Source organism: Bacillus sp. FSL M7-0003 (assembly GCF_038628485.1).
Taxonomy (GTDB): domain Bacteria; phylum Bacillota; class Bacilli; order Bacillales; family Bacillaceae; genus Bacillus; species Bacillus safensis.
The window spans coordinates 2265522-2279624 of the sequence record NZ_CP152024.1; the positions used below are offsets into that span (position 1 = coordinate 2265522).

Annotated in this window: 15 protein-coding genes; 2 read left to right on the plus strand and 13 right to left on the minus strand. The window is 41.4% G+C overall.

Features of this window, described 5'->3' with window-relative positions:
- Positions 1–150: 150 nt before the first annotated feature.
- The 6 genes from MHI23_RS11585 to rpmG all read right to left on the minus strand — a co-directional run bounded on the left by MHI23_RS11585 (position 151) and on the right by rpmG (position 4590).
- The gene (locus tag MHI23_RS11585) at positions 151–1104 is read right to left on the minus strand and encodes an ROK family glucokinase (RefSeq protein WP_025092968.1); all 954 of its coding nucleotides are present in this window, start codon (positions 1102–1104) and stop codon (positions 151–153) included.
- Positions 1105–1117: 13 nt separating this feature from the next.
- Positions 1118–1321 (minus strand): YqgQ family protein, encoded by a 204-nt coding sequence (locus tag MHI23_RS11590; RefSeq protein WP_025092967.1) that lies wholly within the window; start codon positions 1319–1321, stop codon positions 1118–1120.
- 70 nt (positions 1322–1391) lie between these two features.
- A complete protein-coding gene (locus MHI23_RS11595; RefSeq protein WP_149126473.1) occupies positions 1392–2930 on the minus strand; it encodes a rhomboid family intramembrane serine protease in 1539 nt (512 codons plus the stop codon).
- Between the two features lie 86 nt (positions 2931–3016).
- A complete protein-coding gene (locus tag MHI23_RS11600) occupies positions 3017–3190 on the minus strand; it encodes a hypothetical protein (RefSeq protein ID WP_162176177.1) in 174 nt (57 codons plus the stop codon).
- Between the two features lie 641 nt (positions 3191–3831).
- Positions 3832–4392, minus strand: coding sequence for a 5-formyltetrahydrofolate cyclo-ligase (locus MHI23_RS11605; RefSeq protein WP_149126471.1), 561 nt, complete (start codon positions 4390–4392; stop codon positions 3832–3834).
- 48 nt (positions 4393–4440) lie between these two features.
- Positions 4441–4590 (minus strand): 50S ribosomal protein L33, encoded by a 150-nt coding sequence (gene rpmG / locus MHI23_RS11610; RefSeq protein ID WP_008360061.1) that lies wholly within the window; start codon positions 4588–4590, stop codon positions 4441–4443.
- Positions 4591–5003: 413 nt separating this feature from the next.
- Here rpmG and MHI23_RS11615 point away from each other — a divergent pair, with 413 nt between their 5' ends.
- Positions 5004–5351, plus strand: coding sequence for a hypothetical protein (locus MHI23_RS11615; protein ID WP_024422989.1), 348 nt, complete (start codon positions 5004–5006; stop codon positions 5349–5351).
- Positions 5348–5848 (plus strand): endolytic transglycosylase MltG, encoded by a 501-nt coding sequence (locus MHI23_RS11620; RefSeq protein ID WP_024422990.1) that lies wholly within the window; start codon positions 5348–5350, stop codon positions 5846–5848. The genes MHI23_RS11615 and MHI23_RS11620 overlap by 4 nt, the downstream gene beginning before the upstream one ends.
- 45 nt (positions 5849–5893) lie before the next feature.
- Here the strand turns inward: MHI23_RS11620 and pstB (MHI23_RS11625) are convergent, their stop codons facing one another.
- The 7 genes from pstB (MHI23_RS11625) to MHI23_RS11655 all read right to left on the minus strand — a co-directional run bounded on the left by pstB (MHI23_RS11625) (position 5894) and on the right by MHI23_RS11655 (position 14094).
- Positions 5894–6676, minus strand: coding sequence for a phosphate ABC transporter ATP-binding protein PstB (pstB, locus tag MHI23_RS11625; RefSeq protein ID WP_017367606.1), 783 nt, complete (start codon positions 6674–6676; stop codon positions 5894–5896).
- A gap of 15 nt (positions 6677–6691) precedes the next feature.
- The gene (pstB, locus tag MHI23_RS11630; protein WP_169510668.1) at positions 6692–7495 is read right to left on the minus strand and encodes a phosphate ABC transporter ATP-binding protein PstB; all 804 of its coding nucleotides are present in this window, start codon (positions 7493–7495) and stop codon (positions 6692–6694) included.
- A 32-nt stretch (positions 7496–7527) separates the two neighbouring features.
- Positions 7528–8412: a phosphate ABC transporter permease PstA gene (gene pstA, locus MHI23_RS11635; RefSeq protein ID WP_025092964.1), complete on the minus strand. Its 885-nt coding sequence runs from the start codon at positions 8410–8412 to the stop codon at positions 7528–7530.
- Entirely contained in the window at positions 8412–9338 is a 927-nt protein-coding gene (gene pstC, locus MHI23_RS11640; RefSeq protein WP_024422994.1) for a phosphate ABC transporter permease subunit PstC, read from the minus strand. The genes pstA and pstC overlap by 1 nt, the downstream gene beginning before the upstream one ends.
- A 79-nt stretch (positions 9339–9417) precedes the next feature.
- A complete protein-coding gene (locus tag MHI23_RS11645; RefSeq protein ID WP_342491971.1) occupies positions 9418–10335 on the minus strand; it encodes a phosphate ABC transporter substrate-binding protein in 918 nt (305 codons plus the stop codon).
- 214 nt (positions 10336–10549) lie between these two features.
- Positions 10550–12685, minus strand: coding sequence for a penicillin-binding protein 2 (locus MHI23_RS11650; protein ID WP_024427976.1), 2136 nt, complete (start codon positions 12683–12685; stop codon positions 10550–10552).
- Positions 12686–12807: 122 nt separating this feature from the next.
- On the minus strand, positions 12808–14094 hold the full coding sequence (locus MHI23_RS11655) for an MFS transporter (RefSeq protein ID WP_041106889.1): 1287 nt from the start codon (positions 14092–14094) through the stop codon (positions 12808–12810).
- Positions 14095–14103: the final 9 nt, after the last annotated feature.

Genomic DNA, 14103 nt, shown 5'->3' on the forward strand with positions numbered 1-14103 from the left:
AGAAAAATAACTAAAGTATATCTTATCCTGTATATGATGGAAAATCAATGTCTTTTTCCTCATGACAAACTTATGAATATGCTAAACATCCAATTTCATGCCTATCTATCGCTTTTTTTAATAAAAATGACATCATTATGACTTTTTTGTTCAAGACAGCCATTTGGTTTTTGCCATCCATGCACCGCCGATAACACCCGCATCGTTCCCGAGTGATGCAATTACCACTTCAACATCGTCAGCGCAAGGCGGGAAAGCATGTTGTTTCACAATGCGCTCTACTTTACTGCGAAGAAGCTCACCTGCTTTTGAAACACCGCCGCCAATTACAATTTTTGTTGGGTTTAAAGCACTAGCAAGATTCGCTAGGACAAGTCCAAGATGTGTCGTCACTTCTTCTACGACACGCATTGCAAGATCATCTCCGTTTTCTGCCGCTTCAAATACATTCTTTGCCGATAGCGAAGCGAGCTTGCCAAGTGAAGATGTATGCTGCTCGGTTTCTAATTTATCCTTTGCAATCCGGACGATGCCAGTTGCAGATGCGATCGTTTCAATACAGCCTGTTCTTCCGCAGTTACACGGTGCTCCTTGAAATGGGACGGCACAAATATGGCCAATTTCTCCGCCAGCACCTGTCTCCCCTTGAACAACTTCACCATTGACGATGATGCCGCCGCCAACCCCTGTTCCAAGTGTGACCATCAGGATATTTTTTGCGCCATCGCCTGCACCCTTCCACATTTCACCGAGTGCAGCAATATTCGCATCATTCTCAATGACAGATGGAAGTCCCGTCTCTGCCTCTAGGTGATCTTTCAAGGGGTAGTTTGTCCAGCCCAGATTCGTTGTTTTATAGACGATGCCAGATACTTTATCTACAGGTCCAGGTGCACCCATGCCGATCCCAATAAGTGCTGATTTCGGCATACTGATCTCAACCAGTTTATGGTCAATTGATTTGGCAATATCGACTGTGATCGTCTGCCCGGATTTATCCGTAGGAATCTCCCACTTATGCTGAATTTCACCATAAAGATTAATGAACGCAAGCTTAATTGTCGTACCGCCAAGATCAATACCTACAAACCAATCCCCTGTCATATGCCCTCCACCTTCACATTGTTTTTCGATTTAATTTGGCTAGCTCCATTTGAAGAATCGTCATTGCGTTTGACCATTCGGTCCGGTCAATGATGCCCGCTGTATACATTTCCTTCAATTCGTCTGCCATAAATTCTAATTCTACTTCACGATCTCCGAAATACACATAATTTCCAAATCTCATGAGCAGCTGCTGTACATCATATAACGTTTTCATTGTTTCCACCATTTCTTTTCATCAACAGATAGGATAAGCGTATTCATAAATGCGCTTTCAGTCAAGTCATTCAACGTGTTTGACTATTTTCGATATATTGTTTCAGCTTTAAAAATTGATCATTTTGAGGATCTTGTTTTAACGCTTTCGCTAATAGATCCTCTGCTTTCGCTGTCTCTCCTTTTTCTACGTATAAAAGCGATAAATGATACAGTTTATTTGGATCATCTGGATCTTTTTCAAGCGACTTTTGTAAAAATTGAATAGCCTTATCAAGTTGGCCCTGCTGCGCTTCCGATAGTGCATAGATATGAAGTGCCTCAGCTGATGCATCTTTATCGTGCACATATTCCTCTAGTCGTTCACTTGCTTCGCTATACTTTTTCTCATCAAATAAACTTGCTGCCTCACTTGTTGCCGCTGCTTGCTTTTGATCGTCAGAATGAAACCCTGTATACAATCCAAAACCACCAATAAAGAGCAAAGCAGCACTCGCAAGAAGCATTTTGACAGGCTGGATCTGTTTAGGCAGACGGACAGCTAATGCGGTGAAAAAACCGCCAACCAGGCCGCCAAGATGCCCTGCGTTATCAATACCTGATACAGTGAAGCCTATTCCTAGGTTGATGAGGATAATGACAATAATATTTGTCCCCATCGTCCGAAAGAAAAGCTTTCGGTTTGAGATGGCTAAATATAACAGTGCGCCTAAGCAGCCAAAGATCGCGCCAGAAGCGCCTGCTGCAATTGCCGTATTAAACACAAAGCTCGCTATAGAGCCAAAAATGCCGGAAATCAAATAGATGAGCAAAAATCTTCCCGACCCATAAATTCTCTCAACAGCCGCTCCAACGGACCAAAGAGCAAAAGTATTAAAGAGTAAGTGCGTCAAGCCAATATGTAAAAACATTGGTGTCATCAGGCGCCACCATTCACCCTCTAAAATCAGCACATTATTTTTAGCACCAAATGCTGTTAAAGTTGCGGTATTGGTACTTCCGCCTGACAGCTCAAGTAAAAGAAACATCACCACTTGGACAGCAATCAGCAAGTAGGTAAAAATGGGTCTCCCATTTTGAAACACGGCCCGTTCTCGTTCTCGCTGTTTTTCCTGATCATCAAATGCCTGAAGCACGTTCCTTTTCAGCTGCATTGCATTCTCAGCTGTATCTTTCTTCGCTTCTTCTACATCTACTGCAAGCGATGTATTCAGCCATTTTTGCAGTTCGTTTACATCGTTTTGAAGCGTGTCTGCACTGAGTAATACAGGAGTAACTGTCACCTTATTCTCTTTTTGCGGCTGACCGTTTAGGTCTTCCCAATCATCTACTGGAACATCAGTTGTAAATTGCAGCTGCAGGAGATGAAGAGATCGTTTACGCATAGCTTCTCTCAGCTGATTGATCCGATATGTTTGCTCCTTGATATCTCGAACGATCTCTTGCCTGAAATTCACATCTTTTCTATATAGACGGATGAGATCATAACCTGAGTTTCGTGGTGCTTCAAAAAATATTTCATCTTCTGGGTACGGACTTTGAATCATCTCGTATCCTTTTTGTCTAAGTTCATCAACAACTCGCCAAAATAAACTATCTATGACATTCATACATTCGCGCTCCATTTTTTACATTATTATAGCAAGAATCGTTCTTATCCGCATTTCTAAACAAAAAAATCCCGGCTTTTGCGGGATTAGAATGCTTGGCGAATAAATTTCGTCCGAAAATATGGGATTTTCATCAGCCATTTAATCAAAAAGTGCCGGACTTGATTTTGCCCTAAAACCAAATTCATGAGCCGATAACGATTTTGCACGAGAACGAATGCAAACAGTGTGAACACAATGCTCCAAATCATTTTATTCATCATATTCCCTCCTATGTTCGTATCGTGGCTTAAATAGGATTTGTTTATGCATGAACCATCGTTTTTATCGCTTAAAAGGTTCCTTTCATATCCGCACTCTGATTGATCATAAGAAACGTCAAATTGAGAAGGTCGATTAAATCCTTGAAAGTATAAGGCAGCCTACAATTTCGCTCTAACTCCTCCACCTTGTACGGGAAGTAACTGTCGTATGGATTTGGTGTATGAACATATACAGCGTCTAAACCAAGGTCATGTTCGTGAATACAAATCCAAGTTTGGTATGGACTTTTCAAAGCTTTCAAGCTGTTTTAGCCGCCTATGATATAAAGCGATATGAGCTTTGATATGCTCTCTTCTTATTTTTAAGCTATTTTTCCCGACTCCAAAAAAATCAAGGTGCGTATGCCAAAAATAAAACCATGAATCACGATCAAGTTTTAAGTCACAAGTATTCACTTCCTCCCACATATTACGGAAGTATCTTTTCTTTCCACGAAATTTTTTCAAAACATATTCCTCGTCAGCTAAAATGCCTTTTAATGAAGAATGTTGATCGCTATCGTGTATGTGACTTTTGATCATAAGCGAGCACCTTCGCTCAACACAAAAAGCCCGTTCATCTGTATAAGCAGCGGACTTTATTTTGGAAATATGGTACCTTTCTCACTGACCATGATTGAGACCGGGATGTCGTGCGTTTCAGCCGGAATATGCTCGGTTTGCTGTACTGTCAAACAAAGGGCAAGCGTATCGCCGTGATAGTCAGCTAAGTAGCGGTCATAATAGCCGCCCCCATATCCGATACGGTAGCCTTGTCGATCGAAGCACACACCAGGCACAATGATCAAATCGATTGATTCTTTAGATGCAGCGGCCGACATCAGAGGATCTGGCTCCAATAGCCCAAAGTAGCGGGAGATCATTTTCGTTTCTGGTGTATATTCATAAAACGTCATCTCTTTTGTTTCCGGAAAACAGGTGGGTACACATACTGTTTTCCCCTCCCGCCATGCTTTTTCAATGAGAGGCATTGTCGGTACCTCTTTTCCTCTAGACATGGTAAGTGCAACCGTATTCGCTTGTTTCCATGCTGGCAGTTGAAACAAGCGCTCATGAAGTAAAGCGGTGCTTCGCTTGAATTCTTCGGCACTCATCTGGTCCAGCTTGGCTAATGTTTGAAGGCGAAGTTCCTTTTTCACACAGATCATCTCCCATCATAAAAAAACAGCAGGAAAATTCCCTGCTGCTTACTTTGTTTCACGATGTAAAGTTTGTTTTTTATCACGTGAGCAATACTTTTTGAATTCAACGCGATCTGGATTGTTTCGCTTATTCTTTTTAGTAATATAGTTACGCTCACCGCATTCAGTGCAAGCTAGAGTAATATTTACGCGCATGTTTTTCCCTCCAAACTAAAATCAATTCACATTCAGACCTAACTATAATACCACTTCTAGCTTAGGAATGCTAGAATGTTTTTTCACCAATTTGATTTTCAGTGCAATCCATCCGCGTTCTGATCCATATCGCACGGTCATTTCATGAAAAATAGCCTGCTCCCCTATAAAACCTCAATCTTTGTCGTACTGTATACATGAGAAGCCCTCTTTTATTTTGACAGCGAGCAAGATTTTCATACTCGTTTTTCATATAAAAAGAAAAAAGATGAAAAAAAGGTGATTTTTTCAGCAATTCCTTTTGAAACTAGCTTTTTTATGGTATAAAAAAGAAGGGTCGAAAACTGTCTGAAACAATCATGAAAGCCTTTTATGGCTTTCAGCATTAAAATATGAATAAAAGGTGATGAAACATGGAAATTGCAATTATCGGATTGCTTGTTGTCAGTATCGTACTGATCGCATTCTCATATTTTCAAAGAGAGCCGATTAAAGAAGTCGAGCAGGAACTTGAAACACTTCAACTATCTGCAATGCAAGAAATCTATAAACTGAAAAAGAAAATGAAGGTTCTTGAAGAAGAATTGCTTGAAACAAACATCGTCGTCCGCAAACATTCAGAAATTGATCCATCTATCGCAAGACAAATCATTTCAAAGCATCAAAATGGCATGTCTCCTGAGGCCATTGCGCGCGCTGAGCATGTATCTGTAGATGAAGTCAACATGATCATTAAAGACAATGAGAAGGTGCTTGTATGACGAAAAAAAGCATCCAAACGTTTGCGGCAGGTATGATTCTTGCAACTGGTGTTCTGGCGATCGTTTTTTTCCTCACTGGAAAAGATGAAGCGGCGGCTGATACAACCACAAAAGAAACGCTCGCAGCGAAAGTAACAGACACCGATGTGAAAAACTATTTAGACTCTAAAAAAGAAGTCTCTGTCAGCCGTGAAACATATCAGCAGCTTCTTGATTATAAAGAAAAAGCACTGAAAGCAAATGAAGACGGCGATTCTAAAAATGATAAAGAAACATCGGACAAGCCTAAAGGCAAATCGGTCAAATTTGTTATTAAAAACGGGATGAGCACAAGTGATGTTTCAGACATGCTTGAAAAGGACGGAATCATCAACTCGTCTAAAGATTTTAATGATTACGTGATTGACGCCGGCTACCATAAAGAAATTCGTGCAGGCAAGTTCAATTTAAAAACAGGGATGACGTTCAAACAAATCGTCAAAGCCTTAACAAAATAACAACAATACCCCCTGGCGGCGCTGACCTCCAGGGGGTTTTATTATCTATCCAAATCGACCAGATATATAATCATTTGTTCTTTGATCATTTGGCTCTGAGAACATCACATTCGTATCATTGACCTCAACAAGCTCTCCCATTAAAAAGAAGGCTGTTCTATCTGATACCCTCGCCGCTTGCTGCATGTTATGCGTCACAATGGCAATCGTGTATTTCTCTTTTAATTTCATAATTAATTCTTCAATCTTTAATGTTGAGACAGGATCAAGCGCTGATGTTGGTTCATCCATTAGTAAAATGTCTGGGCTTGTAGCAATAGCTCTTGCGATACAAAGACGCTGCTGCTGACCGCCGGAAAGACCTAATGCTGGTGCACTTAATCGATCTTTCACTTCATCCCAAAGGGCAACATCACGAAGCGCTTTTTCAGCGATTTCTTTCAATTGCTGCTTGCTCTTCACGCCATGAATTCTTGGTCCGTAGACGACATTATCAAAGATAGACTGAGGGAATGGGTTTCCTTTTTGAAAGACCATCCCGACGTTTTTACGCAGTTCCACTAGATCAACGCGGCCTTTTAAAATATTGTCGCCGTTATACATCATATCCCCGGTGATTTTCACACCTGGCACTGTTTTGACCATAAGATTTAAGGTCTTGATAAACGTTGACTTTCCGCAGCCTGACGGACCGATAATTGCTGTGACTTCATGCTCTTTAATGTCTAAATCAATATGCTTCAGTGCGTGATGCTGTCCGTACCAAAGGTTCATATCATTCACACGAAACACTTCTTTTTTTGCTGTTTCAGTTGCTACTGCATTCATCAAAATCCACCCGCCTTATCCAAATCGACCATTGATATAGTCTTCTGTTTTTTGCTGCGCAGGACGTGTAAAGATACGTTCAGTGGCATCATATTCTACTAGATCACCGTTCAGGAAAAAGGCCGTATGATCAGATACACGTAACGCTTGCTGCATGTTGTGTGTCACAATGACGATCGAATAATCATTTTTCAAATCTGATAATAGCTCTTCAATTTTTGCATTTGAGATTGGGTCTAGGGCAGAAGCGGGTTCATCTAACAAAAGAACGCTGGGCTTCATCGCAAGTGTACGCGCAATACAAAGGCGCTGCTGCTGACCGCCGGATAATGACAAAGCCGAGCGGTGCAGACGATCTTTGACTTCATCCCACAGCGCTGCTTTTGTTAAGCTTTCCTCTACTGCATCATCAAGCACTGATTTTCTTTTTTCACCCGCATACTTTAACGCATGGGTAATGTTATTGTAGATCGATTTAGGAAATGGGTTTGGTTTTTGGAAAACCATGCCGATTTCTCTTCTTAAATTCACCACATTAATGCGGTCATCCAAAATATTGAGTCCTTCGTACATGATCGCCCCTTCACTTCTCGCACCTGGGATCAAGTCGTTCATGCGGTTAATGCTGCGTAAAAAGGTTGATTTCCCGCAGCCAGATGGGCCGATTAATGCGGTAATTGCGTTCTTCTCAATTTCAAATGAAATGTGATTGACCGCTCTTTTTTCACCATAATAAATGCTTAAATCCTGCACCTGTAAAATCTGTTCCGCTTGAAGTGGAGCCTTTTTTGCTGCAATCTCTTTTTTTTCTGCTAGCATTTGAACCATATCCCCTTCACACCTCTCTCACATTATTTTGACGTAAGCTTTTTATGAATAAATGAACCAAGCCATCTAGCTGCTAAGTTAAATACTAAAACTGAAAGCACAAGTACGGCTGATGCACCATTTGCAATGGCCTCTGCATCTGGAATGATTCCTTGTGTATTGACGTTCCATATATGAACGGCTAATGTTTCTGCCGGTCTAAAAATATTCAGCGGTGACGTATCAGAAAATGGACTCCAGTTTGTAAAATCAAGACGCGGTGTGGTGAGACCTGCTGTGAAAAGAAGCGCTGCTGCCTCCCCAAAGACTCTTCCTGATGCTAAAATCGCACCGGTAATAATAGAAGGAATCGCACCAGGAATCAGGACTGTCTTCACTGTATGCCATTTCGTCACACCAAGCGCAAGTGATGCTTCCTTTTGATCCTTCGGTACAGAGCGAAGCGCGTCTTCTGTCACCCTGACCATCACTGGCAAGTTAAACACCGTGAGCGCAAGAGCTCCTCCGATGATCGTATAGCCCCAGCCTGTTAAATTGACAAACATGAGTAAACCAAACATACCAATGACAATAGAAGGAAGTGAAGACAACACTTCAATACATGTGCGAATAAAATCAGTGACTTTGTTTTGAGGCGCATATTCAGCCATGTACACTCCACCGCCGACACCAAGTGGTACTGTGATCAGCATTGTTATAAACAAAATGTAAAACGAGTTAAACAGCTGATCCCTAATACCGCCGCCAGAGCCAATTGCACTTGAGCGGGTTGTCAAAAAGTCAAAATTTAATTCTTTTGCACCGTTGAAGATGATATAAGAAAACAAACCAACTAGGATCGCCGTAATAATGGCGGCACATAATCCAAAAACAAACGTGGCAAAACGATCGGTCATTTTGCTATTCATTAAATCTTCCTCCTAGACGACAAGTATCTGATAATGAGTATGAACATAAACGATACAACTAGAAGGACAAGACCCATTGACCAAAGTGTATTGTTTTCAACACTTCCATACGTTGTGTGACCCATGTTTAACGTAATAATGGTTGTTAATGTACCAGCTGTATCCATAATGCTCTCTGGTAAATTACGCGTGTTTCCAATGACCATTTGAACGGCAAGGGCTTCACCAAATGCTCTTGCCATTCCAAGAACGACTGCTGTCATTAATGTTGGAAGAGCTGCCGGTACAAGCACACGTCTAATCGTTTGCCATCTTGTAGCGCCAAGTGCATAGGATCCCTCACGTAAACTTTTTGGAAGGGAAGCCATTGCATCAGTTGCAATAGATGTAACGGTTGGCAGAATCATAATAGACAGGACAATCGTTCCTGCTAACACGCTATGCCCTGAGCCACTTGACTTGAAATGTCCGATAAACGGCACCAATACTGTAAGACCTATGAATCCGTAAACAACGGATGGAATCCCTACAAGCAATTCAATGACTGGCTGGAGAATTTTCCGGCCCCATGCAGGTGCAATTTCTGTCATAAAGATCGCTCCTGCGATGCCTAGCGGCGCTGCAATAAGTGCCGATAGAAGCGTGACGGCGATCGATCCAAAGATAAAAGGAAATGCGCCGTACTCCGGGTTTTCTGCTGTTGGGTTCCAATTGATACTGGTTAAGAACTCAATTGGGCTTACACCATTTACGATGAAAGATTGTAAACCCTTAATGCCAAGGAATATTGTGATGGCGATGGATACTGCAATCATTAAGAATGCGCAGAATTTCACCAAAATACTTCCTCTTACTTCATCCATTTGCCTATTTTTCTTCGAGCTGATCAGCCGATCGCTCGCTTCTGTATGTTCTATCTGCTTCATCTTTTTCTACACTCCTATGAATGTCATAAAAGGAAAAGTGAAATGCTCCACTTTTCCTTCATCAGCAATTCAAGACCTCTTACTTATCCGATTGTTTGCCTGTTGCGTCTCTTTCTACTTTCATATTAGAAACTGAGATGTAGCCTTGGTCTTTGACGATTTCTTTTTGTACTTCGTCACTCATAAGGTAATCTAAGAATTGTTTTGCTAGACCTTCCGCCTCACCTTTTGTATAAGAGTGCTCGTATGCCCAAATTGTATATTTACCGCTTTCTACATTGCTTTCTTCTGGTTTCACACCATCAATGCTAAGCGGTGTAATTTTGTCATCTGTTAAATAAGAGAATGCTAGGTATCCAATCGCACCTGGTGTTTCTGCAATCAGCTTTTTCACTGTGTTTGAAGAATCTTCTGTGATTCCTTCTGCAGGTGTTGCACCATCAAGTGCATATTTCACAAATGTTGCACGTGTTCCTGAAGAATCAGGTCTGTTAACAAGCGTGATTTTTTGGTCTTTCCCGCCAAGCTCTTTCCAGTTTTTGATTTTACCAGTGAAGATTTTTTTCAATTCGTCCTTTGTGATGTCTTTGACACCCACTTCAGGGTTTACAGCTGCGGCCATTCCAACAACTGCTACTTTGTGGTCTTTTAAAGCTTTTGCGTCGACTCCGTCTTTCTCTTCAGCGAATACATCTGAGTTACCAATTTGTACAGATCCTTCTGAAACTTGAGAAAGTCCTGTTCCTGAACCGCCGGCTTGTACTTGAATATCGGCTTTTGGATGTTTATCCATGAATTTTTCTGCTGCCGCAAGAACTAAAGGCTGCATCGCAGATGATCCTGAGATGGTAATGGAACCTGATGCCTCATCTTTGTTTGAAGCATTTCCTTTACTGTCTTTTGAATCTCCGCTTGAGCTGCTGTTTCCGCATGCTGTGACGAATGCTAACAATGCGATAGTAAGGAAAGTAAGCAGCCATAATTTGTTCTTTTTCATTTCAAGAATACCCCCTGAATAATTTGTCCTACGAGTAATACATTAAAGGTTCTTTATTAATTTCGTTTAAATGGAATGTTAAGGTTTTGTAAATGTCGAAGTTTTGTAGAGAAATTGCGGCGTTTTTTATGAATTTTGTCAATTTATATCGGAATTTTTGAAGAAAACGTAAAAAAACGCCCACAAAAAGTGAGCGTTTTTACCTATGAAAGGTCTAGTTATTTGTTTCTGCTTCATTTTCAATTTTGTTTTTGTTTTTCGCCTGTGTATCATTGCTTTCCTGTTTTGATTTCAGTTCAAAGTACTTATCTAATACTTGTTCACCAATATCATTTGTAATTGGATAGCGCTGGTTGTAGTCTTGATACACCCATGGCACGACAACGGAAATAGCCACTTCTGGATTATCAGCAGGCGCATACGCAACAAGAGTTGTGTTATACGTCGGTGTACCGCGCTTGCTTTTAATTGGACCGTCATAGAATGATTGAGCGGTTCCTGTTTTGCCAGCTGGATTATACTTTTTGTTGCCAAAGTTTGAATAGGCTGTCCCTCTTGGGTTCTGCATCACAAGCTTGAAGCCTTGCTGGACACGCTTGATTTCATCACTTGTCATGTCTAGCTTATTCAATACATCCGGTTTGACGGATTCCGTCACAGCTCCAATACCGCGCTGCGGGTCTGGCTCTCTCACTTCTTTGACAAGCTGCGGACGTAAACGATATCCGCCGTTTGCAATGGTTGAAACGTATTGCGCCATTTGCAGCGGTGTAAACGTATCATACTGTCCAATCGCATAGTCAAGTAAGAGCCCCGATTGTGTAGACGTTCCTCTGTAGCCTGTTGCTTCGTTTGGCAGGTCAATACCTGTTTTGACGCCAAGACCAAATTTACTGAAATTGTAGCGGAACGTATCAAATGCTTTCGGATCAATTGGGAGCGCCTGATTCTTACGATATTCGCTTTTCCCAATGGCGATTGCGGTTTTGAACATATATACGTTTGATGAACGCTCTAGTGCAGTTAAATCATTAATGAGTCCCATATTTTGATAGGATTTCTTTGGCGGCGACTGGGCGATATAGAGAGGTTCATCGTATTGGGTACTTCCAATATGAATAGCGCCTGTTTTATATCCAGTCAATACCGTTGCCCCTTTTACGGCTGATCCCATCGCATATGAGGATGTCATCGTTCCTAATGCGTAGTCATCGAATTTGTATTTTCCGTTTTTGTTTGAAATCTGCTTACCCGCAACAGAGAGAACCTCTCCATTTCTCGGGTCCATCATGACAACAAATGCGCGGTCAAGAAGCTCAGTTCCCCCTCTTTGTTTCGCACTTCTCAAGTTCTTTTCAATAATTTTTTCAACCGCTTTTTGTAGCTGAATATCAATTGTCAGCACAAGGTCTTTCCCGCTCTTACCTTCTGTTAACACTTTAGAGCTTGTGACATTGCCCTGTTTATCAGTTGTACTCTGTTCTTTTTCCTTTTGGCCCTGCAGGACATCTTCATATTGATATTCGAGATAGCTTTTTCCTACACGGTCATTTCGGCTGTAGCCGAGTGATAGATAATGCTCAAGAAGTGACTGCGGAAGACCTTCATCACTCGAAGACACACTGCCGAGCATACTGCGGAGCAGTCCTTTATACGGATAGCTGCGTGACCAGTCTGTCGTCACATCAACACCTGGAAGCTCGTCCAAATGCTCAGAGACGTAAGCAATTTCGCTTGGCTTTACATCTTCATTTTTAATAAATTGAGGCGTAAGTGCATAGCCTCCATCCATCTGCCTTTTAATGGCAAGCACTTGTAAATCTTTTTTCGTCAGTTGATTTAATTCCTTGTCTGTGATGCGTTTTAGCTGAAGCTCATATAGTTTATCATCAGAGACCTTATCGTCACCCTTTAATTCTGATTCCTTTTGAACAAGCTTTTTCGCTTCATTTGGATGCGTTAAGATCCAGAAATCTTTTTTGTCACGATCTGTGATTTTTTTCGTACTCACATGAATCATATCCGCTAATTTTGATGCCACTTTGAGCCGCTCTTCTTGTGAAGTCGTCGAGGTTCTCGTATATGTAATGGCATTCAGCGCTTTATTGCTGACAATCGTATTGTAGTTTCGATCATAAATTTTTCCGCGCGGAGCAGATGAGCTGACATTCACATCCTCTTGTTTTTCTGCCTGCTTTTTATAATCTTCTCCATTGACAATTTGCACAAATCCGAGTCTAACGACAACACCGGTAAAAATAATAAAGGCAGCTAAAAATAATAAATTCAGCCGGATCGGAAGTGTTTTGCGCCCTTCCTTCGCGTCTTTTTTGTTTTTCTTGTTTCTCATCACATCACCTTTTCTATCAAGAAAGAAATGGCACCCCTTTTTGTGTATAAAAGGTGCCATCATCATTTTAGCGGTTTTTCTATCATTTATCTAGAAATTTGATGTTCCATAGGTAAGAAATTTTACCTTTCTCCCTTAATAAGGTTCGTTTGAGAAACTGGCTTTTGACCGTCAGCCTCTTTCATATCAGCTGTTTTTTCTTTCAAATGAATATCTTTTACAAAGTAATAAATGAGGGTGTGTCCCGCTCCGAGCACAACAAGTGATGCAGGGATTCCGAGCTCATCACCTAGTAAGGTGACAGACAGCAGGAACAAAACAATCGAACAAATACGGCCGGCATTTAAAAATAGCTCTCTGACCACAATATATTCAATTCGGGCCTTTCTGGCGTACCTTGCATGGCCAATGACATCATATGTTAAGGATACATAAGGAACAAGCAGGAGCGGATATCCTATTGCAATGGCTACCGCATACATCAGAAGTGATACATAGGACAAGTGGAAAACGATTAAAAACAAGGCGCCGTATAAAATCAGCCCGCCAAGCATGATGGCCTTCTTCCGCCACTTTTTCTTAATCAAACGTGTAGCGAAGAAATAAGCAAAAAAGGCAACACCTGAATTCACTAAACCAAACGTCCCGAGAGCAAGCTCACTGTTTGTTGCAATAAACACAAAGACACTGATTAAGAAGACAAAGACCCCTTCACGAAGCCCTTGAAAAAAGTGAGCTGTTGTAATCCTACGCCAATTCTCGTCTGCATGACGTTCTTTCCAAATTTGTTTGATCATAAATTTGCCTTTAGACTGCCTTCTTTTGAGGAAAAAGCTCATCACAACCGCTAGTGAAAACAAAAAAAGCGATAATGTGAAAATGACTGTGTAGCCTGTATCATCCTTTAACTGAGAAATGACAATCCCCGCAATGAGAGGACCGATCATGCCGGCAGTTGAGGAAAGCACACCGAGAAATCCATTAAAGAAGTCTCTTGTTTCAGGCTCGGTGATCTCAAAGGTGAGTACGTTAAAAGCAAGCCAGTAAAAACCATAGCCGATCCCAAGGACACTTCCCAACAAAACAAGCCGTGCGGCCGCTTGTTCTCCTGCCATTAAGACAATTAAATAAAAAGCGGCTAAAAAGATGACACCGAAACGAAGGACAAACGCCCGGTCTATTTTTTTTGCGAGCCGGCCAGCGAATAAAAACGTAATGGGCTGAAGCACCACAATGGCCAAGTTATAAATCGCAAGATCCGTGAATTTCCCAGACTGTTTCCATAAGTACACATTTACAAACGTATTCGAAAGCGCAATGGCAAGTGCGTATAACCCGCCAATCGTGAGGAGGAGCAATAAATCTTTTGTAACATCCATGTCCCCGAACATTTTCTTTAATCTGCTCATACCATTCAT

Bases quoted from the DNA above. Each gene is read 5' to 3' on its own strand.
- MHI23_RS11585 (WP_025092968.1), bottom strand. From the start codon at position 1,104: ATGACAGGGGATTGGTTTGTAGGTATTGATCTTGGCGGTACGACAATT.
- MHI23_RS11590 (WP_025092967.1), bottom strand. From the start codon at position 1,321: ATGAAAACGTTATATGATGTACAGCAGCTGCTCATGAGATTTGGAAAT.
- MHI23_RS11595 (WP_149126473.1), bottom strand. From the start codon at position 2,930: ATGAATGTCATAGATAGTTTATTTTGGCGAGTTGTTGATGAACTTAGA.
- MHI23_RS11600 (WP_162176177.1), bottom strand. From the start codon at position 3,190: ATGAATAAAATGATTTGGAGCATTGTGTTCACACTGTTTGCATTCGTT.
- rpmG (WP_008360061.1), bottom strand. From the start codon at position 4,590: ATGCGCGTAAATATTACTCTAGCTTGCACTGAATGCGGTGAGCGTAAC.
- MHI23_RS11615 (WP_024422989.1), top strand. From the start codon at position 5,004: ATGGAAATTGCAATTATCGGATTGCTTGTTGTCAGTATCGTACTGATC.
- MHI23_RS11620 (WP_024422990.1), top strand. From the start codon at position 5,348: ATGACGAAAAAAAGCATCCAAACGTTTGCGGCAGGTATGATTCTTGCA.
- pstB (WP_017367606.1), bottom strand. From the start codon at position 6,676: ATGAATGCAGTAGCAACTGAAACAGCAAAAAAAGAAGTGTTTCGTGTG.
- pstB (WP_169510668.1), bottom strand. From the start codon at position 7,495: ATGCTAGCAGAAAAAAAAGAGATTGCAGCAAAAAAGGCTCCACTTCAA.
- pstA (WP_025092964.1), bottom strand. From the start codon at position 8,412: ATGAATAGCAAAATGACCGATCGTTTTGCCACGTTTGTTTTTGGATTA.
- pstC (WP_024422994.1), bottom strand. From the start codon at position 9,338: ATGAAGCAGATAGAACATACAGAAGCGAGCGATCGGCTGATCAGCTCG.
- MHI23_RS11645 (WP_342491971.1), bottom strand. From the start codon at position 10,335: ATGAAAAAGAACAAATTATGGCTGCTTACTTTCCTTACTATCGCATTG.
- MHI23_RS11650 (WP_024427976.1), bottom strand. From the start codon at position 12,685: ATGAGAAACAAGAAAAACAAAAAAGACGCGAAGGAAGGGCGCAAAACA.
- MHI23_RS11655 (WP_041106889.1), bottom strand. From the start codon at position 14,094: ATGAGCAGATTAAAGAAAATGTTCGGGGACATGGATGTTACAAAAGAT.